Origin of the sequence: Curtobacterium sp. VKM Ac-1376, assembly GCF_015351025.1 — a bacterium.
Taxonomy (GTDB): Bacteria; Actinomycetota; Actinomycetes; order Actinomycetales; family Microbacteriaceae; genus Curtobacterium.
The window spans coordinates 33,169-58,484 of record NZ_JADKRV010000015.1; the positions used below are offsets into that span (position 1 = coordinate 33,169).

21 protein-coding genes, 1 rRNA gene and 1 pseudogene are annotated in these 25,316 nt (G+C 66.0%); 10 read left to right on the forward strand and 13 right to left on the reverse strand.

The genetic code is table 11. The features are described from left to right. Positions 1 to 5 precede the first annotated feature (5 nt). The 6 genes and pseudogenes from ITJ56_RS14850 to ITJ56_RS14870 all read right to left on the reverse strand — a co-directional run bounded on the left by ITJ56_RS14850 (position 6) and on the right by ITJ56_RS14870 (position 10,149). Entirely contained in the window at positions 6 to 3,056 is a 3,051-nt protein-coding gene (locus tag ITJ56_RS14850) for a type I restriction endonuclease subunit R (RefSeq protein WP_194631410.1), read from the reverse strand. Beyond that, entirely contained in the window at positions 3,053 to 4,237 is a 1,185-nt protein-coding gene (locus ITJ56_RS14855) for a restriction endonuclease subunit S (protein ID WP_194631411.1), read from the reverse strand. The genes ITJ56_RS14850 and ITJ56_RS14855 overlap by 4 nt, the downstream gene beginning before the upstream one ends. Next, complete coding sequence (locus ITJ56_RS18535) at positions 4,234 to 5,799, reverse strand: type I restriction-modification system subunit M (RefSeq protein WP_228517971.1); 1,566 nt, start codon at positions 5,797 to 5,799, stop codon at positions 4,234 to 4,236. The genes ITJ56_RS14855 and ITJ56_RS18535 overlap by 4 nt, the downstream gene beginning before the upstream one ends. A 225-nt stretch (positions 5,800 to 6,024) precedes the next feature. Further along, a pseudogene (locus ITJ56_RS18540) lies at positions 6,025 to 7,053 on the reverse strand (McrC family protein); the annotation flags it as partial. After that, positions 7,034 to 9,151, reverse strand: coding sequence for an AAA family ATPase (locus ITJ56_RS14865; protein WP_194631413.1), 2,118 nt, complete (start codon positions 9,149 to 9,151; stop codon positions 7,034 to 7,036). The gene ITJ56_RS14865 and the pseudogene ITJ56_RS18540, both read right to left, overlap by 20 nt. Continuing rightward, entirely contained in the window at positions 9,148 to 10,149 is a 1,002-nt protein-coding gene (locus ITJ56_RS14870) for an EcsC family protein (protein WP_194631414.1), read from the reverse strand. The genes ITJ56_RS14865 and ITJ56_RS14870 overlap by 4 nt, the downstream gene beginning before the upstream one ends. Positions 10,150 to 10,444: 295 nt before the next feature. Here ITJ56_RS14870 and ITJ56_RS14875 point away from each other — a divergent pair, with 295 nt between their 5' ends. From ITJ56_RS14875 to ITJ56_RS14895, 5 genes are all read left to right on the forward strand, one after another. Then, complete coding sequence (locus ITJ56_RS14875; RefSeq protein WP_194631415.1) at positions 10,445 to 12,547, forward strand: nuclease-related domain-containing DEAD/DEAH box helicase; 2,103 nt, start codon at positions 10,445 to 10,447, stop codon at positions 12,545 to 12,547. Between the two features lie 74 nt (positions 12,548 to 12,621). Further along, positions 12,622 to 12,897, forward strand: coding sequence for a hypothetical protein (locus ITJ56_RS14880; protein ID WP_194631416.1), 276 nt, complete (start codon positions 12,622 to 12,624; stop codon positions 12,895 to 12,897). A gap of 71 nt (positions 12,898 to 12,968) precedes the next feature. Beyond that, positions 12,969 to 14,591, forward strand: a complete 1,623-nt coding sequence (locus ITJ56_RS19030) for an alpha/beta hydrolase (protein ID WP_194631417.1) — start codon at positions 12,969 to 12,971, stop codon at positions 14,589 to 14,591. After that, positions 14,588 to 15,070, forward strand: coding sequence for a hypothetical protein (locus ITJ56_RS14890; protein ID WP_194631418.1), 483 nt, complete (start codon positions 14,588 to 14,590; stop codon positions 15,068 to 15,070). Before ITJ56_RS19030 ends, ITJ56_RS14890 begins: the two co-directional genes overlap by 4 nt. A gap of 36 nt (positions 15,071 to 15,106) precedes the next feature. Further along, entirely contained in the window at positions 15,107 to 15,730 is a 624-nt protein-coding gene (locus ITJ56_RS14895; protein ID WP_194631419.1) for a hypothetical protein, read from the forward strand. A 120-nt stretch (positions 15,731 to 15,850) separates the two neighbouring features. Here the strand turns inward: ITJ56_RS14895 and ITJ56_RS14900 are convergent, their stop codons facing one another. Further along, the gene (locus tag ITJ56_RS14900; RefSeq protein ID WP_194631420.1) at positions 15,851 to 16,786 is read right to left on the reverse strand and encodes an NADP-dependent oxidoreductase; all 936 of its coding nucleotides are present in this window, start codon (positions 16,784 to 16,786) and stop codon (positions 15,851 to 15,853) included. Positions 16,787 to 16,913: 127 nt separating this feature from the next. On the opposite strand from ITJ56_RS14900, the gene ITJ56_RS14905 reads away from it, so the two are divergent. Next, positions 16,914 to 17,489, forward strand: a complete 576-nt coding sequence (locus ITJ56_RS14905; protein ID WP_194631421.1) for a hypothetical protein — start codon at positions 16,914 to 16,916, stop codon at positions 17,487 to 17,489. Positions 17,490 to 17,565: 76 nt separating this feature from the next. Here ITJ56_RS14905 and ITJ56_RS14910 read toward each other — a convergent pair whose 3' ends face one another. The 5 genes from ITJ56_RS14910 to ITJ56_RS14930 all read right to left on the reverse strand — a co-directional run bounded on the left by ITJ56_RS14910 (position 17,566) and on the right by ITJ56_RS14930 (position 21,274). Next, positions 17,566 to 18,057 (reverse strand): hypothetical protein, encoded by a 492-nt coding sequence (locus tag ITJ56_RS14910; protein WP_194631422.1) that lies wholly within the window; start codon positions 18,055 to 18,057, stop codon positions 17,566 to 17,568. Between the two features lie 148 nt (positions 18,058 to 18,205). Further along, positions 18,206 to 18,580, reverse strand: a complete 375-nt coding sequence (locus tag ITJ56_RS14915; protein WP_228517946.1) for a hypothetical protein — start codon at positions 18,578 to 18,580, stop codon at positions 18,206 to 18,208. 203 nt (positions 18,581 to 18,783) lie between these two features. Further along, positions 18,784 to 19,263, reverse strand: a complete 480-nt coding sequence (locus ITJ56_RS14920) for a hypothetical protein (protein WP_194631424.1) — start codon at positions 19,261 to 19,263, stop codon at positions 18,784 to 18,786. Further along, positions 19,260 to 20,996 (reverse strand): alpha/beta fold hydrolase, encoded by a 1,737-nt coding sequence (locus tag ITJ56_RS14925; protein WP_194631425.1) that lies wholly within the window; start codon positions 20,994 to 20,996, stop codon positions 19,260 to 19,262. Before ITJ56_RS14925 ends, ITJ56_RS14920 begins: the two co-directional genes overlap by 4 nt. Next, a complete protein-coding gene (locus ITJ56_RS14930) occupies positions 20,996 to 21,274 on the reverse strand; it encodes a hypothetical protein (RefSeq protein ID WP_194631426.1) in 279 nt (92 codons plus the stop codon). Before ITJ56_RS14930 ends, ITJ56_RS14925 begins: the two co-directional genes overlap by 1 nt. 206 nt (positions 21,275 to 21,480) lie before the next feature. Here ITJ56_RS14930 and ITJ56_RS14935 point away from each other — a divergent pair, with 206 nt between their 5' ends. From ITJ56_RS14935 to ITJ56_RS14950, 4 genes are read left to right on the forward strand one after another with little or no spacing between them, the layout of a single operon-like run. Beyond that, positions 21,481 to 22,317, forward strand: a complete 837-nt coding sequence (locus tag ITJ56_RS14935; protein WP_228517948.1) for an ABC transporter ATP-binding protein — start codon at positions 21,481 to 21,483, stop codon at positions 22,315 to 22,317. Continuing rightward, positions 22,314 to 23,111, forward strand: coding sequence for an ABC transporter permease (locus ITJ56_RS14940; RefSeq protein WP_194631428.1), 798 nt, complete (start codon positions 22,314 to 22,316; stop codon positions 23,109 to 23,111). The genes ITJ56_RS14935 and ITJ56_RS14940 overlap by 4 nt, the downstream gene beginning before the upstream one ends. Then, complete coding sequence (locus tag ITJ56_RS19035; protein ID WP_194631429.1) at positions 23,111 to 24,343, forward strand: sensor histidine kinase; 1,233 nt, start codon at positions 23,111 to 23,113, stop codon at positions 24,341 to 24,343. The genes ITJ56_RS14940 and ITJ56_RS19035 overlap by 1 nt, the downstream gene beginning before the upstream one ends. Beyond that, positions 24,340 to 24,969, forward strand: a complete 630-nt coding sequence (locus ITJ56_RS14950) for a response regulator (RefSeq protein ID WP_194631430.1) — start codon at positions 24,340 to 24,342, stop codon at positions 24,967 to 24,969. Before ITJ56_RS19035 ends, ITJ56_RS14950 begins: the two co-directional genes overlap by 4 nt. A gap of 123 nt (positions 24,970 to 25,092) precedes the next feature. On the opposite strand, the gene rrf is transcribed toward ITJ56_RS14950, so the two are convergent. Further along, a 5S ribosomal RNA gene (rrf, locus tag ITJ56_RS14955) occupies positions 25,093 to 25,209 on the reverse strand. Positions 25,210 to 25,316 lie beyond the last annotated feature (107 nt).

Here is a 25,316-nt window from a genome sequence, read left to right on the forward strand (position 1 = left end):
CCGGCTCACACCCCCCACTCTCCGTTCTTGGAGCTGAGGCCGAAGAAGCGATCGAAGAAGGCGTCGAGCAGTCGAATCACACGCTGCTTCTTCTCACCGTGGCCGCCGTCTGCAGAGAACCGTGACACCGGCGGCAATACCTTGGTGATCGCGGTACCGCTGGTGCGGATCTGTCCGTCGCGGAAGGCTGCGTCGATGAAGACGCGAGTCTCGTCGGGTCGCAGCTGCTCGTCGATGATGATCGTCTCGAGCTCGGCCTCGCGCCTGGCGGCGATGAAGGCCCGCCATTCCTTGTCGATCTCGCCGTCCACGGAGAGCGAGTCGACGAAGTCCTCGATGAGGTCCTTCTTGTTGCGCAGGGTCGGGCTGGCGTCGACGGCACGAGTGATCTCCGCGCGGATCTCCTTGTCGTCGCCGTCCCCGCGCTCGTCGCGGTACTTCTGCACGAGCATGAGGATGTAGTCGACGTTGATCTCGACCTGCTTGATCAGCTCGATCTCGAAGACGACGTCGTCGTTGATCTGCTCCTTGTCGGCGCCCTTCTCTTTGCGGAACTCGGCATAGAGGTCAAGGTAGACGCTGCGGTAGTCCTGGCCCTGACGATCGGTGAGCAAGGCAGAGCCGTCGAACTCGTCAAAGGAAGTGAGGATGTTCTGTAGGCGCAGGATCGCGCCGAAGAGCTGGATGAACTGCTTCTGCGCGGCCTCGCCGATGATCTGCTCGCCCAGCGGGAAGGCGTTCAGCAGCTCGGTGACCTTCTCGGCGTAGTCGTTGTAGTACTCGATGTAAGGCTTGAGCAGCACGACGCCGCGGGCGTCCTTGTTGCCGAAGAGGGCGATGGCGTCGTTGGTCTCGTCCTCAAGGTCGCGGAAACTGACGATGTTGCCGTAGGTCTTGACGGAGTTCAGGATGCGGTTCGTGCGCGAGTATGCCTGGATGAGGCCGTGGGCGCGGAGGTTCTTGTCGACGAAGAGCGTGTTCATCGTGGTGGCGTCGAAGCCGGTGAGGAACATGTTCACGACGATGACGAGATCGATCTCGCGGGACTTGAGCTTGAGCGAAAGGTCCTTGTAGTAGTTCTGGAACCGGTCGGCCGTGGTGTCGAAGGACGTGCCGTAGAGCTCGTTGTAGTCCTGGATAGCGTCGTCGAGAAAGGTCCGAGCGTCCATGGTGAGCGAGCCGGTGTCGAAGCCTTCCTCGTCGAGGGCACCGTCCTCGACGGCCTCGTTCGCGCCGTAGGAGTAGATCAGGCCGATCTTGAGGCGCTGGTCTGACGGCAAGCCCTCCTGCTGCAGCTGAAAGTGGTTGTAGTAGGTGCGCGCCGCACCGATCGAGGCGGTCGCGAATAGGGCGTTGAAACCCCGCACCCGTCGTTCGCCCAGCGTGTAGTGGTCGGCGCGCTTCGTCTTCTGATCGAAGTGCTCGCGCGTGTACCGGACGATATCGGAGATGCGGCGCGGATCGAGCAGCACACTCTCCTTGTCGATCGCGGAGACTTGGCTGTCGTCGGGGCTGCCGACCTTGATGGTGTTGACGTAGTCGATGCGGAACGGCAGCACGTTCTTGTCAGTGATCGCGTCGACGATCGTGTACGTGTGCAGCTTCTCGCCGAACGCTTGCTCGGTGGTCTTCAGCTGCGGGTTACCGCCACTGCCGGAGTTCGACGCGAAGATCGGCGTGCCGGTGAAGCCGAAGAGGTTGTAGCGCTTGAACGCCTTCGTGATCGCAGTGTGCATGTCGCCAAACTGCGACCGGTGGCACTCGTCGAAGATGATCACGACGTGGCCGTCATAGATCGCGTGGCCCTTGTTCGCGCCGATGAACGTCGTGAGCTTCTGGATCGTCGTGATGATGATCCGTGCGTTCGGGTCTTCGAGCTGCTTCTTCAGCACCGCGGTCGAGGTGTTCGAGTTCGCGGCGCCCTTCTCGAAGCGGTCGTACTCGCGCATCGTCTGGTAGTCGAGGTCCTTGCGGTCCACAACGAAGAGCACCTTATCGACGCTCGGCAGCTTCGACGCGAGCTGCGCAGCCTTGAATGAAGTCAGGGTCTTACCCGAACCGGTGGTGTGCCACACGTATCCGCCCGCGGCGACACTGCCGAGGGTCTTGGAATTCGTCGCGATGTCGATGCGCTGCAGGATCCGCTCGGTCGCGACGATCTGGTAAGGGCGCATCACGAGCAGCATGCGGTCGGCCGTCAGCACGCAGTACTTCGTCAGGATATTCAGCAGGGCATGCTTCGCGAAGAACGTCTTCGCGAACGCCGACAGGTCAGTGATCGGCTTGTTTTGCGCGTCGGCCCACCACGAGGTGAACTCGAACGAGTTCGACGTCTTGCGCACCCGCTTCGAGCCGGCCGCCTCACTGAGGTGCTGGCGCCGGGTGCTGTTGGAGTAGTACTTCGTCAGCGTCCCGTTGCTGATCACGAACAGTTGCACGTACTCAAAGAGGCCAGAGCCCGCCCAGAAGCTGTCGCGCTGGTAGCGATCGATTTGATTGAAGGCTTCGCGAATGTCGACGCCGCGACGTTTGAGTTCGATGTGCACCATCGGCAGGCCGTTCACGAGGACGGTGACGTCGTAACGGTTCGAGCGGGCAGAGCCACCTTCGCCGACGCCGATCTCGTATTGGTTGATGACCTGGAGACGGTTGTTGTGGATGTTCTGCTTGTCAATCAACGTGACGTTCTTGATCGAACCGTCGTCGCGATTCAGTAGCTGGACGGCATCCTCGTGGATGCGCACCGTCTTGTCGACGATGCCATCGTTCGCGCCTGCGATCCGCTCAGAGAAGAACCGCTCCCACTCCGCGTCAGAGAAAGTAGTCGAGTTCAACGCCTCGAGCTGCGAGCGCAAATTCGCGATCAGCTGCGCCTCCGACGTAATCGGCAGGTACTCGTGCGCCTGCGACTGCAGCAGGCGTAGAAGCTCGCGCTCAAGATCCGCCTCGGACTGATATGAGGAGGATGCCGCAGCATCGGGGATGTACTCGGCAACCACCGTACTCTCGGAGGACACGGCGATCGGATCGTACTTGCGCGGAGACAGCTCACTCATGCTGCTGCCTCCTCGAAAGTCAGGAGTTTGTCCCGGTAGTACTTGTATTGCGAACGACGTGCATTAAGCTCGGCAGGAAGTCCAACACTGATGTCATGGACGAGCGCTTCAAACTTGTCGAGCGAATCGGCAATCTGCTTCTGATCAGCAAGGGAAGGCAGCGGCATCCAAATCTTCCCGAGAGCATCGCCAGACAATCGCTTCACCTTCGCACCTGTAATGAACGGCATTTTCTGCTTATGAAAGAGTGCGCTCGCAAAAAAGTGCGAGATAAACCGCGCATCAGCGTCAGATCGAAAGATGTAGGCATCACTGCTTGCAACTGCAGGCACGTCGCCCAACCATGCGACGGACTTCCCGAGATCTTCCTCATTTTCCGACGTCGTCGCGATAAAGAGATCGCCTGGGTGCAAAAGCCTCTTCTTCAGCGCAAAGTCGGCACTTACGTACGACTTCGTCACCCGCGTACTAATTCCATAATGTGTATAGACCTGTCCGTAATGGAACGCGGGAATACCTTCACTAACAAGGTCCTTTTTCTGCAATGCGCTACCCCGTTCAAATTGCCCCACTTGGGATAGGGGCACCCAGCCTGCGCGATCGATGCCACCGTACAAAGAGTCTCGGTAGTGCTCGTATTGCCGGCGGCGAGCTTCCAGCTCCGCTTCCAGCTCCGCTTCCAGCTCCGCTTCCAGCTGAGCAAACTGATCCAATACTCGCACGATCTCCCGCTGCACCTCGAGAGGCGGCACAGGTACCTCAAACCCTGAATAGGTACCAATCCATTGCCGCGCATGATCCTGTGGCTCGTAACGGATCGTCTGCATGACGTAGTGGAGGTATCGCAAGCTGGCTCGCGCCGGGTTCTTCGGTGTGAGCATCTTCATAGCCGAGGACTTGGCCTTGAATGGGAAATCAACCCACTTGAATGCGGTCGTGAAGTCGTCGAAGATGATCGTCGGCATCGAAGCAGACGCAGGATAGATACCGTCAGTCTCGGCGGTTCGGCCAAGGATGAACGTCTGGCCCGCTGTGAGGACTGGTGTTGTGTATGAATCACTGTATTCGATGGAGGCGACGAGGTACTTCGTAGGCTGTTCATACGCGAGCAATTCACCAAGAGTAGCGAACTCAACACCATCAGGTGCTAGTTCCGCAACCAGTTCATCGACGCGACTCATGCCGTGCCCTCCAGATCAGCAACGATCTCGTCGATCGAGGAGCGGAGCTCTGCCTGCTGCGCGACGATGCGAGCGATCTCTGCGTTGAGTTCGGTGATATCGATGACGTCGCGGGTGTCTTCGGCTTCGACGTAGGACGACACCGCGATGTTGTAGTCGTTCGCGGCGATGTCCTCGTTGAAGACGAGCTTCGAGAAGTGTTCGACATCCGCGCGGTCCTCGAATGCGGCGAGGATGTTCTGCTGGTTGTCCGGCGTGAGCTTGTTCTTGTTGCCGCTGCGCTTGAACTCGGTCGACGCATTGAGGAAGAGCACCGAGTTTTCGGCCTTCGACTTCTTGAGCACAATGATGCAGGTTGCGATCGTGGTGCCGAAGAACAGGTCTGGTGGCAGCTGGATCACAGCGTCGACGTAGTTGTTGTCGATGAGGTACTTGCGGATCTTCGCTTCCGCTCCCCCGCGGTAGAGCACGCCAGGGAACTCGACGATCGCAGCGGTGCCGTTGACCGCGAGCCACGACAGGATGTGCATCGTGAACGCGAGGTCCGCCTTGGACTTCGGCGCAAGCACACCTGCGGGCGCGAATCGAGGGTCGTTGATCAGTAGGGCGTCGGCGTCGCCCGGCCACTTGATCGAGTACGGCGGGTTGGAGACGATCGCCTCGAACGGCTCGTCATCCCAGTGGGCTGGCTCGAGGAGCGTGTCTCCGTGCGCGATGCTGAACTGCTCGTAGTTCAGCTCGTGCAGGAACATGTTGATCCGAGCAAGGTTGTACGTCGTCAGGTTGATCTCCTGACCGTAGAACCCGCCGACGTTCTCCTTGCCGAGCACCTTCGCGAACGTGAGCAACAGCGACCCCGAGCCCGCCGCCGGGTCGTAGACCTTGTTCACCCTCGTCTTGCCGGAGACCGTGATCTTCGCGAGGAGCTCTGACACTTCCTGCGGCGTGTAGTACTCCCCACCGGACTTCCCCGCCTGCGACGCGTACATCTGCATGAGGTACTCGTACGCGTCACCGAACAGGTCGATCGAGTGGTTCTCGAAGTCACCGAGCGGGAGCTCCCCGATGGCGTCGAGGAGCTTCACCAACTTCTCGTTGCGCTTCGCGACGGTGTTGCCGAGCTTGTTGCTGTTGACATCCAGGTCGTCGAACAAGCCCTTGAGATCGTCTTCGCTGTCCGTCCCAAGGGCCGAGCCCTCGATGTTTCTGAATACCGTTGCAAGGGTCTCATTGAGGTCTGGATCGTGCGGCGCGCGCTTGCGGACGTTCTGGAACAGTTCCGACGGGAGGATGTAGAAACCCTTCTCGTAAACCGTTTCACGGCGGCCGTGCTCCGCAGCCTCGTCCGGCAGGTCCGCGTAGGCGAAGTGTGTTTCGCCCGCCTCGCGCTCACCCTTGTCGATGTACGCAGCGAGGTTCTCGGAGATGAAGCGGTAGAACAGCATGCCGAGCACGTAGGACTTGAAGTCCCATCCGTCGACGCTCCCCCGAAGGTCGTTCGCGATCCGCCAGATCGTCTTGTGCAGTTCGGCGCGCTGCGCCTCTTTGGTAGTCGGTGCCATCGTGATGTCTCCTACGGCTGGCCGGTCGGTTCGAGGTGGCCTGGGCCGCTTGATCACCGTAGCGGGAGCACAGGACATACCGAGCGCGCGACGCGAGCCACGAAGCGTTTGCTCTGTGCCAGGAGCCCAGTTCCGTCCGCGTCGAGTGCCACAAATGTTCGCACCACCTTCGGCCCCTCGACGATGCGCACACTCGGCGAAACCGGAACCTGCGGCGTAGAGGAGCCACCCCTCCCCCAACCCGAACCTCCGGCAGTACGCCGCCATCTGGCACAGATCAGCGTTCGGGTATTGCCCGTGCTTCTCGACCTTGTACTTCACATCAATGCACGCTCGTACCTCTCCGTCGACGAGCCACACCAGGTCCGGCGCAATCTTCACCGTCCCCCCGACGTCGAGCGTCGACGCGTACTGAGGGACAAGCTCTCCCCCGTACGGCTTGAACGCCTCGCACAGAGCAGCCGACACGAAGTCCTCGAACACCGACCACATGTCGACGAGGAACCCTGACGCGACGACCGAGCCGGGGCGTTGCTCGACCGACGACCCCGACAGCACGAGGGACGCAAGAGCGAGCGTCGACGCGTACCGCGCGTTCCGTCGATCCGGCCGGACGACCGGAACCGGCGCCCCGACGGGGATTACCGACACTCCGTCGAGCACCCGCACGATCCGCCGCAGCGCCCCGAGCACATCGGCAGGCACACCCGGCAGTCGCAACAACCGCGTCGCTGCGGTCAGCAGTACCTGGTTCTCGGCGATGTCCTCGACGTAATCGTCGAACGACACCTCGACCGGGAGCGGCTGCCCACCCCGCCGCGTCAGCTGGTCCCCGATCCGCCACCGACCACGCACGAGCGGCAGCGCATCCTCCCGCGTGACGTACCCACGGAGCGGCCCTCCGGCCAACGCCCGCGAGGCCTGCCGCACGAACGCGTGCGCCAATGCCGGCACGAGGTCATTGTCTTCCTCGAACCCGAAGTCGTCTTCGGTCCAGATCGCACTCCCGGCACGGGCGTACCCCAGCATCGCGAACAGCCGCCGCACCGGCGTCTTCGGCTTCAGCCACACCGTGTGCCCGGCGATCCGCACGACGCCGACTTTCCGGACACCACCCACGCGGTACTCGTCAGCGCCGAGCGTCGGCGCGACCGTTGCGATGTTCGCTGAGGCAAGACCGACCGCCACCGCGCGCGGCAGCCGGTGCACCACCGGCTGGTCCGCCTCCCGCAGCTCAATCGTCGACGGAAGCACCTTCGGCCCCGTCCGCAGCGTCGCGCGTCGCCTGGCGACGCAACGTTGCCAGGCCGTACCGAGCCTCCAGGTCGACGCCTTCGCCGTAGTGGTGCTCCGCCAGGAGCGGCAGGATTTCGTACCGCCACACGTCCTGCAGGCCGGTTCCGGCGAGATCGCGCATCAGGAACGACGGCCCGACCTTGGCGTCGTGGTCTTGGATCTGCGCGTTGAGTCGCGTCAGCAGGTCGGCACGATCGTCCTGGAGGCCCTTGGTCGCCGCCCAGCGTGACAGCACGTTCTGCACTGGCTCACGTTCCGGGTGCAGTTCGACGAATGCAAATCGGCGACGCATCGCGGCGTCCAGCATCGCGATCGAGCGATCGGCGGTGTTCATCGTGCCGATGACGAAGATGTTGCTCGGAAGGGTGAACGGCTCGTCGCTGTAGAGCAGGGAGATCTCGCTGTCCCGGTACTCGAGCAGGAAGTAGAGCTCACCGAAGACCTTCGCGATGTTGCCGCGGTTGATCTCATCGATGACCAGGAAGTAGTTCGCCTCCGGGTTGGCGGCGGCCGCGTCGGCGAGGCGCCGGAGCGGACCCTTCCGGAGCGTGAAGGCGAGGTTGCCGCTGTCGTCGTTGGCGACGGGGCGGAAACCCTCGAAGAAGTCCTCGTACGAGTACGTCGGGTGGAACTGCACGATGGTGGTCTCGCCGTCGGTGCCGTCCGTCACGTGCTTCGAGAGCGCTTGAGCCAGGAAGGTCTTGCCGGTGCCAGGAGGGCCGTAGAGGATTACCTGTTTGCGCCGCTCGATGAGGTCGAGGGTGTCCTGCAGCCAGGCCTGCGGCATGTGGAGGGAGTTGGCGAGCGACCCGATTACCTCTGGGAAAGCGGTTCGAACGGTGCTCGGTTCCGGACTGGGTTCGGGCGACGGAGTCGGGTCCGGCTTTGGCCCAGGGACCGGAGCCGACTTCGTCTGCCAACGGCTCGCCAGAGGCTCGACGTAGTAGAGCGCCGGTCCTTTGGCTTTCTGCTGCAGTGCGAGAGTGATCTGCTGAAAGGCGGCGTCTGCATCGTCTTCCATCTGGCCTTCGACCTCGCCGGCGAAGGCGGCCCGGATCGCCTCACGGTTGTCACCGGACACGACCTCGCCGTAGACGCCCGGGTGCACGAGGTACAGCAGCTCGTTGCGCTGGGTCGGGAAGGCAGAGCCGGGGAGCGCGTTCACGAAGTCGCGCCAGGCCCACGGGTCTTCCAGAGCGTGCTCGCGCTTCTCAGCTGTCAGGTCGATCCAACGGACCGCGCACTCAACCACGAGTGACAGTGCCTTGTAAAGCTGCACTGACATCGCGGTTCCCGGGTTGAATGACCACGAGCGGAACGCCGCGTCAATCTCCGTCGGGATCGTCACGGGGTGCTCCATGGCGTCAAGCAGGAACGAGACTCGCTCCCGCTTCTTGCGCTCCCCGGGGGTCTGCAGCGGCAGGATCTGCCAGCACACGAGCTCGGCCATCAGCAACTTCGCGTCGTCGCTGGCATCCCGGAACTGATCGCCGAGCTTCGACAGGAAGTCCTCACCTTCCGTGTCCGGTTGCATGAGGAAGCGCTGGCGGAGCTCCTCCGCGACGTCTCTTCGCCACACCGAACGGCCCGGCGCGAACACGGAATCCAAGGCTTTAAGGCCTCGTTCGACGAAGAGCCGCTCGGTTGTGCGGATCAATTCAGCTCGCCAGTCCGGCGGAACAACCTCAGTGCGAAGGCGAAGCGCGCGGTCTTCCCGCTGCGCCTGTTGGAACGCACGCTCTCGTTCGTTCAATGCGGTGCCGAACTCATCGAGGGACAGCCCAGGGCGCGCGATCTGACGGCCTTGCTCGGTGACGACCCACTCCCCCCGCCGTGGCTTCTCCATGAAGCCGGCATGCACCAGCGCAGTGGTGCCCCAGAGGAAGTCCGATTGGCCCTGAGGATCCCCACTCCCGTTCAGTTCACGCTCGTCGCCCTCGAGCGGCACAAGGGACTTGACGTGATCCCACACATCGAGGCGCCGAGCAGTACCGCGCTGGTCCAGGTAGCGCAGCGCGCCGCGAAGACGCTCGAGTCGATTCTCAGTACGAGTCATACGACGTCCTCGCTAGCTTCCTCGTCATCATCGTGAAGCAGAGCTGTCGGCATCGGCAGCCCGTACTTTTCGCTCAAGAAGCGCGTCTGGCAGTAGCGCTTGGCATCCTCCGCCAGCTGTCCGAGGACGGCGGCGTTCACACCGGCACCGATGACGATGCCGACGAAGGGCGCGACCTTTGCGACGCTCTGAACGGAAACTCGTCCGCCGCTGACGCCCGCGTGCTTCATCAGCTTCTCCAGAGCGGCCAAGAGCCGGTGGTCGGTTCGGAGTTTGTTCGACCAGCGGACTCGATCCTTCGCGGCCCATGCCGCCCGAGAAGCATCGCGTATCGGCCCAGCCTTGGCAGCCTGCGCGAAGAACGACCGCCGGACGATGCGCTGGATGAACTCCTGCTCTTCCGGGTCTTTCGCGTCGTAGCCGTACGAGTACGCAACGCGAGCGGCGATCGATGCGCTTAGTGCCTGCACGACGACGATGTCCGCCGTGAGGGCGAGTGGGATTCCTGCGATCGGCACGAGCGCAAGCGCTCCCATCGCTCCTCCCTCCACCGCTCCGGCACTTCTCCACCGCAGCGTGTTGCCCGTGAGTAAGCGGTCGCAGTCCCGGATGTCTCGCCGGCGCAAGTCAGTGAAGACCTCGACGTCGAGTCCGCGCTTACGGGCGAGCTTCTCCACAGTCGCAGGATCGTTCAGCTCAAGAACCCAATCGTTGGCCAGGTTCAGAAGCGCCACCGCCGACTCGAGGGCGGGCCTGATCGCGGCGTCCGCGACGGCATTACTCGCGCTCCGGATGGGGTCCTTGATCCGTTCCGGAACCGCCTCGACGACGCGACCAGCGCCCTTCTGAACCGCGGTCCCTCCGCGCTCGATCGCTGTGCTCGCCCAGTTCGGGAGTCCCCGGGCGTTGTTGCGCTTGTGCCAGTAGGCATCAAGACCGGCCCAGACCCTTTCCTCGTACGCGCTCATCCGTCTGTCGTGGATGACTACTTCGCTCATGCCGGGGTCCTCTCGGGTTGTGCCACTCGAAACATCTTGGTGGACGCGAGCGACGTTCTGTCACTTCCGCAAACGACTTGAGCGGCCAAGTGCGGCTTCACGCACGTTCGCGGGCCAACATCTCAAATGTGAGTTCACGAGGCTAGTTGTCGCGTCGATGCCCTGAGGACTGCCACCACCCCACAACGGGTACTCCCGCCTTACCTCCCCACCCACGAGGATGGTTCAGCACTACACGTCCCGGGGACGACGGGTGGTCCGCACAGTCAGCACTTCGAGGGGCAACACAATGACGATGGCCGGCGAATCCGCAGGGGTCGAGGCACACCGCCAGCGCAGCCACGCACGCGAACTCCGCCGCCAAGCAGACGACGCCGAACAGCGCGCTGCCCGCTTCGAGATCGCCCACCGCACCGAGAGCGAGACCGCCCGGATCCTCGCGCCACTCGCCGGCATCGGGTACCACCTGCTCGCAGACCGTCGCTGGCCCGGCAGCCGCACAGCGCAGGTCGACATGGTCGTCGTCGGCCGCGCCGGTGTCTTCATCGTCGACACGAAGGCCTGGCGTGAGGTCGCGGTCCACGGCGACCGGATCACCCGCGGCCAAGAGGACGTCACTGACGACATCGCCCGCCTCGCTGACCTCGCGTACAGCACCGAGGCAGCACTGGCGGACACGGGCCTGGCGCCCGGCGAGGTGCATGCGGTCGCCGCACTCGCCGGCCAGAAGCGGATGCACGCTCGCGTCGCCTCGGTCGACGTGATCGGGGCGAACGACCTCGTCGGGCACATCACCAAGCGCGGAGCCCGACTGTCGGCGTCCCGCGTCGACGAGGTCCTCGCCGCGATGCTGCACCACTTCCCCGTGATCGGCGACGGCGGAGCAACACCGCCACAGGTCGTCGTCCCGGCACCGGTACTCCCCCGCGAACCCGACGTACTCGTCCCGACGATCGACACCACGGACGACGGGCTCGCGGAACAACTGCTCGACGGCGTGCTCGAAGCACCGATCGAGGACTGGATGGCGTTCCTCGACCCGGCACAGGCAAAGCTCGTCCGCCGGAGCTTCAACGGCCCGGCCCGCATCCGCGGCGCTGCGGGCACCGGCAAGACCGTCGTCGGCCTGCACCGTGCCGCGTTCCTCGCACGCGCGACCGGCGGCCGCGTGCTGTTCACGACGTACATCAGCACCCTGCCGAAGGTCCTCGAGTCGCTCCTCGAACGCCTCGCGCCCGACATGGTCGGTCGCGTCGACTTCATGGGCGTCCACGCGTTCGCGTCTCGACTCCTGAAGGAACGCGGCATCGCGTTCCGCGCTCCTGGACGGGAGGCCCAGCTCGCGTTCGACGACGCGTGGAACGCGATCCGCGCCTCCAGTCCATTGCGGTCGTCGCGATTCTCGCGCTCGTACTGGGAAGACGAAATCAGCCACGTCATCAAGGGCCGTGGCCTGACGCGGTTCGACGAGTACGCGGACCTGGCTCGCATCGGGCGCAAGCACGCGCTCCCGCTGGAGACGCGCCAGGCCGTCTGGGACCTGTACGAGGCGTACGCGCGCGGGCTGCGCGAGCGACGTGCCCACGACTGGGAGGACATTGTGCTGCTTGCGCGTGACGCGGTCCGCGCGGTGCCCCTCGAGCGGTACGACGCGGTCATCGTGGACGAGGCGCAGGACCTGTCCTGCGTGATGGTCGCGCTGGTGCATCAGCTCGTGGGTGACCGTACCGACGGCCTGACGCTCATCGGCGACGGCCAGCAGACGATCTACCCCGGCGGGTACACGCTCGGCGAGGTCGGCATCAACCTGTCGGGCCGAGGCGTGGTGCTCGACGTCAACCACCGGAACACCGCCGAGATCCTCGAGTTCGCGAAGGAGATGGTGGCGGACGACCAGTTCGTGGACATCGAGGGTGTCGACGGGGTCGGTGACGCGGTGTCCGACGTCTCACGCTCCGGCGCTGCCCCGACGATGACGCAGTTCGCGAGTCGTGCGGACCACGACCGGGCGATGCTCGACCGGTTGACCGAGGTCCTCCGGCTGGTCGGAACTGGTCGCGGAGACGTCGGCATCCTCACGGCCACGAACCGGCAGGCGGGCGACGTCATGCAGGCGCTTGCAAACGCCGGCGTCCCGACCGTCTCACTGCAGCAGTACGCAGGGCGGAGCTCGGACGCGGTTCGCGTGGGGACGGTGAAGCGTGCGAAGGGCCTCGAGTTCAAGCAGGTGCTGCTCGCGCACGTCGATCCACGGCTGCTCGATGCTGCACCGGCCGAACCGTCGGAGACCGAACGAGAGCGCCGAGAGCGAGGGCGCCGCGAGCTCTACGTGGGGATGACCCGGGCGCGGGACGGCCTGTGGGTTGGCGTCCGCAGCGGAGCAACGCGCAGCCGCTGAGTCGACACCAGGTGTCGGAGCAGTCCGTCAGAGCACGTCCAGCATCTGATATTGTCGCCGGCGGAGGGGCAACATTGGGGAATCTCATCGTCGACGTCGCAGCGATGAACGCAGCGAGTAAAACCATCACGAGGATCAGCGCAGCGCTGAACGGGGAAGTTGGCTCTGCCGGCATGTCGGCGGACTTCGGAAGCGACGCGGTCGCAGCGGCTCACAGCGATTCCTCGGCGTCACACGAGCGATCTTTGCGAGCAATCGCCGAGATGACAGACACCATCGGCGGGTGGGTGCGGACTGCAGCTGAAGAGTTCAGCCGCCGCGACGCTGACCTCGCGAGCGCCATCGAATGACGGCCGATCCGACTCGCGGCGCTCCGGCGTCGATCAGGGCTACCTCACGGCAGCACGAGGCACGTGCCCAGGTGCTCCGGGACGAGCAGACTCGTCTGGAGCGCACAGCGGGAGGTCTGAGAGCCTGCGAGTGGTCCGGCTCGGCCAAACGGCGGTTCACGGCGGCGGCTGAGACCCTCGGACCGTCCTACTCACGGACGGCTTCCCTCATCGAGCACGTTGCGCAGACGCTGTCGCGGTACGCAGACGAGGTCGAACGCATCCAGGACGAAGCCGCCCGCATCCGGTCCGCACAGGACAGCGCTGCAAGCGATCGCGAGCGGCTGGTCACGAACCGCTCCCGACTCAATGAATTTGTCGACGCAGGGACGGATGTGGAATCCGATCACGTCATGCTACGCAGGGTCTCTGACGCGCTGACGCAGCAGGACGACGAGGACGCTCAACTGTCCACGCGATGGGACGAGCTCGTCGCCGAGCGGACACGACTGGACGACACGACGGCTGCGAAGCTCTCCGGAATCGAATCCGTCGGCATCGTGGCCGCGCAGGCACATTCAGTGGGCCGAATGTCGGATCTTCAAGTCCTGAGTTGGCTGAGTTCGTTGAAGCCTGACCAACTTCTCGCCCTACGCGACGATCCCGCGATCGCCGATCGGCTGGCTTCGGTCTCGGACCCCGAGATGATCGCCGACTGGTGGTCGTCGGCGGGCGGGGCACACGAGCGGGGAAGCAGCGACGAGCACTCTCCAGAGCAGGATGCCTTGATCGCAGCGTTCCCCGCCGTGATCGGCAATCTCAACGGCGTTGCCTACTGGGCACGCGACCGGGCGAACCGGTCGAACCTCAAGACTCTGATCAAGTCCGCGTCCGGGGAAGACCTTGCCGCCTACAAGAACATCCGCGCGTCCCTCGGGAAGTACAAGGGTGTCCAGCTGACCTCGCTCGTTCCTCAGCATCCACCACTGGCCGCTGTGTCGATCGGTGACCTCGACACGGCTCATGACGTCACCTACCTCGTCCCCGGGATGGACTCGGACACCAGGAACATGACGGTGGTGGAGCGAGCCGCATACAACCTCCGGGTCCGCCAACAGGACTACGTAGAAGATGCGGCAGTCGTCGCGTGGATCAACTACGAGACCCCGACGACGAAGACCGTTCTGCACGGCGATCTCGCTCGGGCGGGGAGCGAACGACTCGGGCAGGACCTCGCAGGGTTCAACGCTGCTCGTGGTTCGACCAAGGGGACACTGAACGTGGTCGGGCACTCCTACGGGTCGACAACTTCCTCTCTCACCCTTGCTGAGAGGGATTACGGGGTAAACGCCTACGTGACGGCCGGATCGGCCGGGCTGGAACGCGAGATCAAGACCGCTGACGACATCCACTCCGATCAGGTGTTCGCTGCGCAGGCACCGCGCTCGATCCCCGGCCTGCCGGGCGACAACTGGTCGTGGATCGGGCAGGCTTTCAGCATGACTCGCCGAGACCCAGCTAGCCCCTCGTTCGGCGCAACGTACCTGCCGACAGCTGGACTCCCACACGACCCGACGATGAACGGTGTGAACCGTCACGACCCGATCTGGAACAACGCGACTGATCACGCCGGCCAGTACGGGTACTTCGACAAGAACACTGAGTCACTCGACAACATCGCTCGCGCGACCACCGGGAAGGTCAGCGACCGATGAAGACACGCACCACGAAAGTGATCCTGAGCTTGGTGTGCGCTTCGGTGCTGCTGGCCGGATGTACCCAACAACCGAAAGGCAGTGAGATGGACGCCGAACAGGCACGAGACGGCATGGTCAGCCTGGTTCGGCAGACGATGGACGCTGCCGGCGGTGACTGGAAGTCGCTCTCGGAGGAACCCGCATCCTCGGAATGCTCGTCGGACGCCGGCAGCTCAGGCGTCACGTTCTCGTGGGACCAGGAGCGCACCGGTGCCGAAGACCCCGAAGCGCTCGTCCGTACGGTCGCGAAGACGTGGAAGCAGCACGACTACGACGTGACCATTCGGCAGGACACGATCGACGACGGTCGGCCGCTCTGGTCCGCGGTCACCACCGGACAGGCGGTGGAATCGATCTCGGTCAACGCCAGTCCTCGACGAGTCTCCATCGAGGTTCAATCGGCCTGCGGCACAGGCGACATCGCAGACTACGAGTGATGAAGGGCGCGGTACGCCTGCGGAAGGACTGAACACGTGGTGAGGGCAGGCGCACGCGCTTCGGTGCTCGATCAGGTGCTGCTTCAGGCTGAGCTGACTCGACCTTCCGCGCGACCACGAGCACCGCGGATCGCGGACCTTCCTGTGCCGCTGGCTGGCGAGATTTTCGACCTGTACCACCAGCTCGGAGGCAAGCTCGCCGATCCAGCCTTTCGACCAGGCGCTTGGGATCTGCCGTACTCGAACGTGATCGTCGAATTTGACGAAGACATGCATTTCAACCGCTATCGGGCGCTGACGCTTGAAGCGCGGTTTGCAGCCGTACTTCCGTGGGCGGCGGCCTACCGTCAGCACGCTGGAGCCCACGAAGGCCGCGGGGGGACCGGTGGCAGACGATGGACGAGTCCCCCGGCCGAGCGCATGTTCGGGCCAGCCGACGAGAAGTGGGTGTTCAATCGCGGCGGAGCTCCACGATGGAAGCAACGGGCGCTGTACGACGCGATCAAAGATGCTGCAGCCGCAGCTGGACTTGTCCAGCTGCCACGCGTCTCGATCTACGACGCTGTGGACGGAATCCGCATCGAGGACGCTCTTCGTGGTCGCGACACCATCGCTCCGGCCTCGCTCCGACGGTTCGTTGAGTCGCGTTCCCTGCATTGACAGCTTCGCGGCAGCACATTCCTCCCGCTGACCGTCCTCAGCCCGCGTCGTTCAGTTACTCAAGGATGAGCGCCGAACGACGAACGACGCGGCACCGCGCCCCCGTCACTCAGGACGTCCTCAACTCCACGTCAGTACGAACCGTCCCCGCGTCCCCCCGGCCTCCAACCGCTCATGCGCCTCCACAGCCCGAACAGCCGGCAGCACCTCGGCGACCCGCGGCGTCAACGTCCCACTCTCCACCGCATGCCGCAGCTGCTCGAGCTTGTCGAACGACCGGTACTCCGAGAACACCATCACCTGCACGAACTCGATCCCCCGAGCCCCGTTGCCCTGCCACCCCCGCACGTCGAAGAAGACTCCCCCGTCGCGAACAGCGTCCACCACCTCGTCGCGCTGCACGGCAGCGTCGGCGAGCGCATGGACCCCGCCCGGCACGAGCGCACGAACAGCGGAAGCAAACGAAGCTCCTCGCGGCACCACGTGGTCCGGCCCGAGCGACCGGACGAGTGCTTCGTCGGCCGGAGCAGCATCCGCGATCACGGTCAGCCCGGCGGCCTTCGCCAGCTGCACCACGTAGTTCCCGAGCAGCCCCGCGGCCCCGGTCACGGCGAGCGTCTGCCCCGGCGCGAGCGAGGCGTGCGACAGGATCTGCAACGCCGTCAGCCCGTTCATCGGGACTGTGGAAGCGAGAGCGACCGACGTCCCGCGAGGGATCCGCGTGAACGACCCCACCGGAGCGACGAGCTCCTGCACGTAGGCGCCACCGTGAGCACTGAGCGGCAGCGCCATCGCCATGACCTCGTCGCCGACCTGCCATCCGGTGACGTCGGGCCCGACCTCGTCGATGACGCCGGCGGCGTCCATCCCCGGCACGTACGGCGGCGAGGCCTGCGAGCTGTCCCGCTGTCCAGCACGCACCCCGGTGTCGGTCGGGTTCACGGCGAACGCCTGCACCCGGATCCGCACGGACCCCGCACCGGCGTGCGGCTCGGGCACCTCGTGGACGGCGAGGGCCTCGGGCCCTCCGAACTGTTCGACTCCGACGACCTGCATCCTCCCGGTCTACGCGCACGTTGCTTGACGCAACCAGACGCGACCACCCCACGGCCTGGAGGCCCAGCACCACCCCGCCCCGCGCCTCCCGCCCGTCAGGGGTGCGGTCCACGGCACGTGGTGCGCCATGCTGGCACCGTGCGTTTCGACGAACTCCTCACCCGCCGACGGTCCCGCGATCGCCGAGGAGCTCGCCGCCCTCCGCCGACCCGCCCGGTACATCCTCGAAGGCATCCACCAGGAGTCCCGGCAGAAGTACTGGCAGTTCCGCGTCGACATCGACGAGCCCGCGCAGACCTGGACGCTCCTGCGCCAGCGTGCCAAGCCGGTCTCCTACCGCGACGGCGTACTGCACGACCCCGACAACGGCCCGGACGAGGTGTCGTTCGCCCGGAGCATGGTCTCGTCCCCCGTCGTCCGGATGGCCGCGCCCGATCTGATGCTCCGGTGGGGCCGCGCCACGGACGACGTCCACCCGATCCTGGTCCAGCACATCGGCTCGATCCTGCTGACGTTCGAGTACCACGAGGACCCGGCGTTCCGCTCGACACTGGTGATCGACGAGCGCGACGGCATCGCCCGCCGTTCGTACGAGCACGGCGAGGCCACGATCATCACGAGCGTGCGGACCGCCGAGCCGGACGAGGTCCTGCCCCGCGTCCGCTTCGTGCAACCGACGGACTGGATCCGTCCGCAGTACTGAAGTCGTGGCGGTTCCGGTTCGCGATCCCCGACGATCGCGAACCAGAACCGTCAGACCTCATTCGTCATCAGGGCCGTCACCGGTAGTCGTCCGGGTCCCCGAGCACGCAGCGCGAGTCGACGTTGACGTGCGCGCGGATCTTGGTGGCTGCGATCGACGCACGAGGCTTGCCGTCGGCGCGCGCGACCACGGCGGACACGTCGCCCGTCTCTGCATCCATCTCGGTCCGCGTCGCTGCGAGCTCGTACCCTTGCTTTCTCCAGTGTTCACCGGCCTGTCCGACGAGCGCCTGCGGGTCGTCCGGCCTGTCCACCTCGACGTAGTAGCTGAACTGCACCGCCTTCTGGCCGTCGACCTGGCAGTCGTTCGCGACCGGCTTCGGGACTTCCTGTGGCCATGTGTCGGGAGCGAGTTCCAGGACCGACCGGAGTTCGGTCACGGCCTGCGAGCGCGCTTCGTCGATGGTCATGGTCTTGCCCGGCCCTGTCATCCCGCACCCCGACAGCGCGAGGACGATCGTGCCGGCCAGAGCGGCAGCGGTCATCGGCTTGCCCACTCGCCTCGTCATCGCAGCCGCCCCCGCCTCGACACCGTCACTCGTCGTGATCGTGCACCGACCCCGTCGCGCACGGAGAGGTCACTTGCACCGAATCCGCCGGAGGGCCGCCCGCTCGGATGGTACGGTCGTGCTGTCTGCATTCGCCGCACCGCGGTGGTCATTCGTCATCCGGAGCGCCAGCGACGCACTGGGAGTTGACGTAGACGAGTGCGTTCCCGTTCGTGATCTCGAAGGCTGCGGCAGCCTTGCCGTCTGCCTTCGCCGTGGCTGCGTACACGGTCCCGTACTTCGACCCGAACTCCTGCTGACTCCGTTCGACCTGGAGTCCCTTGGAGCGCCAGAACTCGGACAGGGAGTCAGCAAGTTCGGTCTGCTTCGAGGTGACCGGAGCATGCACCATGTACTGGTACCGAACACCCTCGGAACACTTCTTGCTGACGGGGTCCCCGGGCGACGACCAATCGAGGTCGGTCGCAATCGCGGTCTGGTCAAGCAGGGCGAGCGCTTCCTGCTGGGACGCTCCGGGGGTCATGGGTCTGCCTCCTGGTGCGCATCCAGCGAGCACGGTGATGAGGGACAGCGCAACGGCCGTGACCGAGTACCGGAGCCGTCGTTCGCCGCCGAAGTCCGTCTGCGACGGCTGGATCGTCAGCCCCTCCGACTTGCACGAGTGCAGGAGCGTCCGCGCCACGGAGCCCGCGTCCGCTGGACGCCGAGTCTTCTGGACCACACCAATCAGTCCTCGTAGTCGTCCGGCGAACCCTCGGCGCACTGGGAGTCGACGTAGAGGCTGATGCCGCGCTCACTGAACTGGAACGAGCCCCACGGCTTCCCGTCCGCACGCGCGGTTGCAGAGTAAGCGACGCCGTACTTCCCGAAGTCCTCCCGCGAAGGTTGCACGTCCAACCCCTTCGCCCTCCAGAACTCCTCGAACGAGGTGGCGAGTTCCTTCGGGTCGGTCTTCTGGTCGATCGTCACGAGGTACTGGAACCGGACTCCGTCGTCCCCGTCGGAGCATCGCGTGGCCACCGGGTCTGGGACCTCGGGCCAAGCCAGCGGCTCGTGGTCCATCGTCTCTCGCAGGAACGCCACGGCGTTCTGCTTCGCCTCATCTGGTTGCATCTCGTCTCCCCCGTTCGAACCACAGGCCGTCGCCGTCGTGAGGAGCCCGACCACGGCGACGAACCCGAGGAGCGACTTCGACAGGCTGTTCACGGCATGGTCACTTTCGCTGTTCCCAACAGCGTCTTCGTGCCGCTGTCGAGGTATCCGACGTTCCGAGACTCCGGGTCGGCGGCAAGGTCGTGTACATTCACCGTCTTCGATCCATCCGTCTGCATCTCCGTCGCGCCGAATCCCTGGGTGGGATCTGTACGGTGCGGATCACTGAACGTGCGCCCGAACGCCGCGATGCCCCACTTCTCGTCGGCCTGCGCAGCATACATGTGGGCCGCATGGGTCGCTGCGGCATCGGGGACGGACGAGGGGATACCCGCCGATCCGAGCGTGACGAAGGAGTGGATCCGCAAGGCGGCGTCGTCCGCGAGCGCGATCGCGGCAGTCGTCGAGCCGTACGAGTGGGCCACGACGTTCAGCTGGACGTCCGGTCTGGTGTCGCGGACCCCGGCCAGATCTGCGGCGAGCGTCACAGCTCCGGCACGGGCCGAGTCCTCGTGGAAGACGGCAGTGTCACCGGTCGCCACGAAGTTCGGGGGTGCCTCGTAACCGAGCCAGGTCACGTAAGCGCTGGCATCACCGCTCATCTGCTGTTGTGACTGCTGCACGGTCGACGCCGTCCGCATGTACTGCGTGGTGTCGGCCAGCGAGCTCCCCATTCCGGGGACGAGGAACGTGACGCTACTCGCGCTGTCAAGATCGCCGACCGAGAACGCGCCCAACGGCGGTTCGCCGTCGCGGAACGCCACCATCTGTCGAGACAGGGGATAGCGAAGGTTGAGGTCCGTCCTCGCCCCGGCCACGAAGTTGTTGAGCTGGTTGTACCGCTCTTGCGCCGCGATCAACGCCCGCTGCGCGACAGCCTGCGCAGCATGCCCGACCGCCTTCCCGTACGCCTCCTGAGCAGCAATCAGACCCTCCTTCGCCTGCTCGTACGCCCGCTGCGCACTCAGCCGGTTCGCCTGGTCACGCGCCCAGTACGGCACCCCGTTCAGGTTGCCGATCACCGCGGGCAACGCCGTGATCAACGCGTCCTGCGCCGCCGAGTGCTCCCCCGCGGTCCCGCGTCCGCCGAGCCCATCCCACCACGCCTGCACGACCTCGGGCGGCATCCCGGCGATCCGGTCGGCGACGGCCTCGTCCTGTGCCGCGAGCACTTCCGGCGGCATCCCGGCCACCGCCCGCAGGAAGTCGGCGTCGCTCATCGCGGCGAGCGCCCCCGCGTACCCGACGGCGACCCCGAGCACCTCACTGTCGGTGAGGCCCGCGGCTGCTGTCCGGTCCGCAGCAGCCCGCCGCTCCTCGAGGGCGTCCCACTCCGCGTCGAGTCGCTTCGCAGCGGCGGCGAGGTCGTCGGCGTCGGTCTGCAGACGATCGACTCGACGGTCGTCGGCTTCGGTGGCATCGCTGCCCGCGGCGGTCGATCGAGCGCTGCCCATCGAGACGGCGTTGGCGATCGAGTCGACGGCGTTGGTCAGCTGAGCGGCTTGGATGCGTTCGGCCTCGTCCTGGATCTGTCGGACGGCCTCGGCGTAGGTGTCGAGCACGTCGATCGCGGCGTCGAGTCGACTGATGATGCGCTGTGCGGCGGGCGCGATCGTCCCGACGGTGGTGGTGAAGCGGTCCTTCGATGCGCCTTCCCACCCGTCGGCGTCGTGCAGCGCGCTGGCGACGTGATGTGTGCCCGTGCGGATGTCGTCCTGGTGATCGGCAAGCGCGCTCGAGAGCCTGGTGATCGCGCCCGGGTCGCCGGCGAGTGGGTCGGCCGCCATCACTTGCCCCCGGCTTTGCCGGCCAGGTCGTCGTCGGCGTCGGCGAAGAGCGACTTCGTGTCCTTCGCGTACTCGCGGAGCGTCCGGCTCGTGTCGGCCAGCCACTCGTCCGAACGCTGTTGCGCCGTCCGGAAGGTCGCGAACGCCTGGGCGACGTCCTCTGCTCCGGACGCGCCGCCCTCGGCCGGGAGCGAGGCGCCCGTGAACGTGCCCGTCGCCTTGTCGAGCGCACCGTGGACGGCTCCGAGCGTGCTCCACGACACTGTCAGATCGGCCATCGTCTCCCCCGTCTCGCCGTAGCGGCCCGCACCGCTTCCCCGCAGGCAACATATCAGAGAGTTGCCGGACGCAACCACCAGCGGAGTGGCCTGTGGACGACCAATCCGCACCGCACCTCCGGTCCGGCGCCATCCCCCGATCGGACGATGCCGAGACCACCGCCCCGGTCGATCCCCCACGGCAGCTCGGCGACGAAGCTGGAGCCATGCCCGAGTCCCCCGCCATCGAGGTCCAGCACCTCGGCAAGCAGTACGCCACCGGCAAACGCGCCGTGGACGACGTCTCCTTCACGATCGAACGGGGTGAGACCTTCGCGCTCCTCGGCCCGAACGGTGCCGGCAAGTCCACGACGGTCGAGATCCTCGAGGGGTACCGGTCCCGCACCGCCGGCGAGGTCCGCGTCCTCGGCCACGACCCGGCGCGCACGAGCCGCAGCCACAACGCACGCATCGGCATCGTCCTGCAGACCAGCGCGGAGTCCCCGAACGTCACCGTCGCCGAGCAGCTGAACCACTTCGCGACGCTCTACCCGAAGCACCGCAGCGTCGAGGAGCTCCTCACCGCGACGGGGCTCGAGACGCAGCGCAACACCCGCATCAGTCGACTTTCCGGAGGCCAGCGCCGCCGCGTCGACGTCGCCCTCGGCATCATCGGCCGCCCCGAGGTCCTGTTCCTCGACGAACCGACCACCGGCTTCGACCCCGAGGCCCGCCGGCAGTTCTGGGACCTCCTGCGCCAGGTGCAGCACGAGGGCACGACGATCCTGCTCACCACGCACTACCTCGACGAAGCCGCTCAGCTCGCCGACCGGGCCGCGGTCATCGCCGCCGGGAAGCTCCTCGACCTCGCACCCATCGACGAGATCGGCGGCGCCGAGGCCCGCACACCCCGGGTCCGCTGGCGCGACGACGGCGGACACCACGACGAGCGCACCACCGACCCGACGGCGCTCATCCGCACCAGCACCACACCCATGCACGACCTCGAAGTCATCCGTCCGTCCCTCGAGGACGTCTACCTCGACATGGTGGGACAGCAGTGAAGACAGCGACCAGCCGCATCTCCTACGAGATCCGCTCCTACTTCCGCGCCCCCGACGCGGTCTTCTTCACCTTCCTGTTCCCGATCATCATGCTGGCGCTGTTCTCGGTGGCGTTCTCCGGCGCCGCCGACATCCAGGCCGGCCCCGACGTCAGCGTCGACTACGCCACCTACTACCTGCCCGGCCTGGTCGCGACGGGCATCCTGCTCTCCGGCACGCAGTCCCTCGGCGTCGACATCGCCACCGAGCGCAGCGACGGCACGTTGAAGCGTCTCGGCGGCACACCGCTCCCGGTCCTGTCGTACTTCGTCGGCAAGATCGGCATGGTCCTCGTCACCACGCTCGTGCAGACGGCCCTGCTGCTGGCGATCGCGAGCCTGGTGTTCGGCGTCGACCTGCCGACCGACGCGAGCAACTGGGGCGTCTTCGCCGGGGTGATGGTCCTCGGCATCGCCACCAGCTGCGTCCTGGGCATCGCGGTCTCGGCGCTCCCCCGCGAGGGCCGCCGCGCCACCGCCACCATCGTCCCGATCGTGCTGGTGCTGCAGTTCATCTCCGGCGTCTACCTGCCCTTCACGCAGCTCCCCACCTGGTTGCAGGACGTCGCCTCCGTCTTCCCCCTGCGCTGGATGGCGTCCGGCATGCGGTCCGTCTTCCTGCCCGGCGCGTTCGAGTCGGGTGAGCCGGGAGGCGCGTGGCACCTCGGCCTCGGAGCCCTCGTGTTGGCAGCGTGGCTGGTCCTGGGCACGGTGGCCTGCGTGCTCACCTTCCGCTGGAACCGCAAGGATGCCTGATGACACGCCGCTGGTGGGATGCTGGGCACATGGACGGCGAGACGTGGGTGCGCAACCGGTGGTTGCACGTCTTCTTCGCGGGCACGATGCTCCTCACCGCCGTGATCACCGTGTTCGGGTGGTCGCCGTGGTCGACCCGCTGGCCGGCGTACACCGCGGTCGTGGTCCTCGTCGTCGCTTACCTGGCGTACGGGCACCGCGGCTACGACAGCCCCCGTGCCGCCGCAGCCTTCCTGCCGCTGGTCCTCGTCGCCGCCCTGGTGCTGCCCGCCGTCGTGCCGAGCACCGCGTTCGTGCAGTGCATCGCGTTCCCGCTCGTCTGGGTGCAGTCCGAACGGGTTCGCACCGCCGTCCTGCTGTCCGTCGCGGTCGGCGTCGCGAGCGGTACCGGCCTGCAGGTCTCCGGCGGCCCGGACGCCCTCGTCAGCACCCTGCTCATCGAGGGCATCAGCGTCATCGGGGCCTGCGCGATGGGCGTCTGGATCTCGAGCGTCGCCGGCCTGTCCGAGGAGCGCCGCCAGCTCCTCGACGAACTCCGCGCCACCCAGCAGTCCCTCGCCGATGCCCACCGCAGCGCGGGCGTCGCGAGCGAACGGGAGCGCCTGGCCCGCGAGATCCACGACACCGTGGCGCAGAACCTCGCCGGCATCGTCATGCTCACCGAACGCGCCCGAAAGGACCTGGCGAACGACCGCGGTGCCGCGCTCCACGAACGGCTGGCGGTCCTCGAAGAGTCGGCACGAGCGGCCCTCGAGGACTCCCGCGCCCTCATCGCCGCCGGGGTCGCCGGTGCCACAAGCGGCAGCCTGGCCGGGGCCCTGCACCGCCTGGCCGAGCGCTACACCCGCGAGACCGGCACGCCCGTTGCCGTGGACGCGACCGACGGACCGCTCGACCGCGACGCCCAGGTGGTGCTGCTCCGGGTCGTCCAGGAGTCCCTCGCGAACATCCGCGCGCACGCCGACGCCGGGTCCGTCAGCGTCGTCCTGCAGCACGCGCCCGAACGCGTCGGCGTCCGCGTGACCGACGACGGCGTCGGCTTCGACACCCGCGTGCCGACGGCCGGACACGGTCTCCGGGGCCTCCACGAACGGCTCGTGCTCTCCCGCGGGGCCTGCACCATCACGAGCACCCCGGGCGGTGGAACCGTCGTCGACGCGAGCCTGCCCACCGGACCCGAGCCGAACCTCCCGGCCACCGAACGCACCGTCGTGGCGGAGGTGACCCGGTGATCCGCGTCGTGGTCGCCGATGACCACCCGATCGTCCGGTCGGGCATCGTCGCGCTGCTGCAGGACGCCGATGACATCGAGGTCGTCGGCCAGGCCAGCGACGGCCGCGCGGCCGTGACGGTGACGTTGGCCGAGCGCCCCGACGTCGTGCTGATGGACCTCCGGATGCCCGAACTCGACGGCGATGCGGCGACGGCGGCGATCCTCGCCGCCGAGCCCGGCGTCCACGTCCTGATCCTGACCACGTACGAGTCCGACGACCAGATCCTCGCCGCCATCGAGGCCGGCGCCACCGGCTACCTGCTCAAGGCCGCCCCGGAGTCCGAGATCCTCGCCGGCGTCAGGGCGACCGCACGGGGCGAGACGGCGCTGGCACCCTCGGCAGCCGCAGCGCTCGTCCGCCGAGCAACGGGCACGCTCCCCGCCGCGGCCGGCCCGTCCCTGACCCCGCGCGAGCTCGACGTCCTGCGCCTCGTCGCCCAGGGCAACAGCAACCCGGCAATCGGCCGCGCGCTGTTCCTGAGCGAGGCAACGGTGAAGACGCACCTCGGCCACGTCTTCGAGAAGCTGGGCGTGAACGACCGCACCCGCGCCGTGACCCGCGCAATGGAGCTCAGCCTCCTTTGACGCGCGCATCGCGAGCCGTGAGATACGCGCACGGACCGCACGAGGCATGGACGACAGTGCCCCGGAAACACAGAAAACCCCTGACCACGAATGGTCAGGGGTTCCCTGGTCTTGCAACGTTAAGTCCGGCGGCGTCCTACTCTCCCACAAGGTCCCCCTTGCAGTACCATCGGCGCAGAGAGGCTTAGCTTCCGGGTTCGGAATGTGACCGGGCGTTTCCCTCTCGCTATGACCACCGGAACACCTTCGACCATGAACAATCTGGTCTCGAAGCTGTCCCGACTACCACCCAAGAGTTCTGGGCAGAGCGGTGTATTCAGTTTCGATTCCCGATCGTCTGTCGGGAA

Coding starts and splice junctions, on each gene's coding strand:
- ITJ56_RS14850 (WP_194631410.1), bottom strand. CDS start 3,056: ATGAGTGAGCTGTCTCCGCGCAAGTACGATCCGATCGCCGTGTCCTCC.
- ITJ56_RS14855 (WP_194631411.1), bottom strand. CDS start 4,237: ATGAGTCGCGTCGATGAACTGGTTGCGGAACTAGCACCTGATGGTGTT.
- ITJ56_RS18535 (WP_228517971.1), bottom strand. CDS start 5,799: ATGGCACCGACTACCAAAGAGGCGCAGCGCGCCGAACTGCACAAGACG.
- ITJ56_RS14865 (WP_194631413.1), bottom strand. CDS start 9,151: ATGACTCGTACTGAGAATCGACTCGAGCGTCTTCGCGGCGCGCTGCGC.
- ITJ56_RS14870 (WP_194631414.1), bottom strand. CDS start 10,149: ATGAGCGAAGTAGTCATCCACGACAGACGGATGAGCGCGTACGAGGAA.
- ITJ56_RS14875 (WP_194631415.1), top strand. CDS start 10,445: ATGGCCGGCGAATCCGCAGGGGTCGAGGCACACCGCCAGCGCAGCCAC.
- ITJ56_RS14890 (WP_194631418.1), top strand. CDS start 14,588: ATGAAGACACGCACCACGAAAGTGATCCTGAGCTTGGTGTGCGCTTCG.
- ITJ56_RS14900 (WP_194631420.1), bottom strand. CDS start 16,786: ATGCAGGTCGTCGGAGTCGAACAGTTCGGAGGGCCCGAGGCCCTCGCC.
- ITJ56_RS14905 (WP_194631421.1), top strand. CDS start 16,914: ATGCTGGCACCGTGCGTTTCGACGAACTCCTCACCCGCCGACGGTCCC.
- ITJ56_RS14910 (WP_194631422.1), bottom strand. CDS start 18,057: ATGACGAGGCGAGTGGGCAAGCCGATGACCGCTGCCGCTCTGGCCGGC.
- ITJ56_RS14915 (WP_228517946.1), bottom strand. CDS start 18,580: ATGACCCCCGGAGCGTCCCAGCAGGAAGCGCTCGCCCTGCTTGACCAG.
- ITJ56_RS14925 (WP_194631425.1), bottom strand. CDS start 20,996: ATGGCGGCCGACCCACTCGCCGGCGACCCGGGCGCGATCACCAGGCTC.
- ITJ56_RS14930 (WP_194631426.1), bottom strand. CDS start 21,274: ATGGCCGATCTGACAGTGTCGTGGAGCACGCTCGGAGCCGTCCACGGT.
- ITJ56_RS14935 (WP_228517948.1), top strand. CDS start 21,481: ATGCCCGAGTCCCCCGCCATCGAGGTCCAGCACCTCGGCAAGCAGTAC.
- ITJ56_RS19035 (WP_194631429.1), top strand. CDS start 23,111: ATGACACGCCGCTGGTGGGATGCTGGGCACATGGACGGCGAGACGTGG.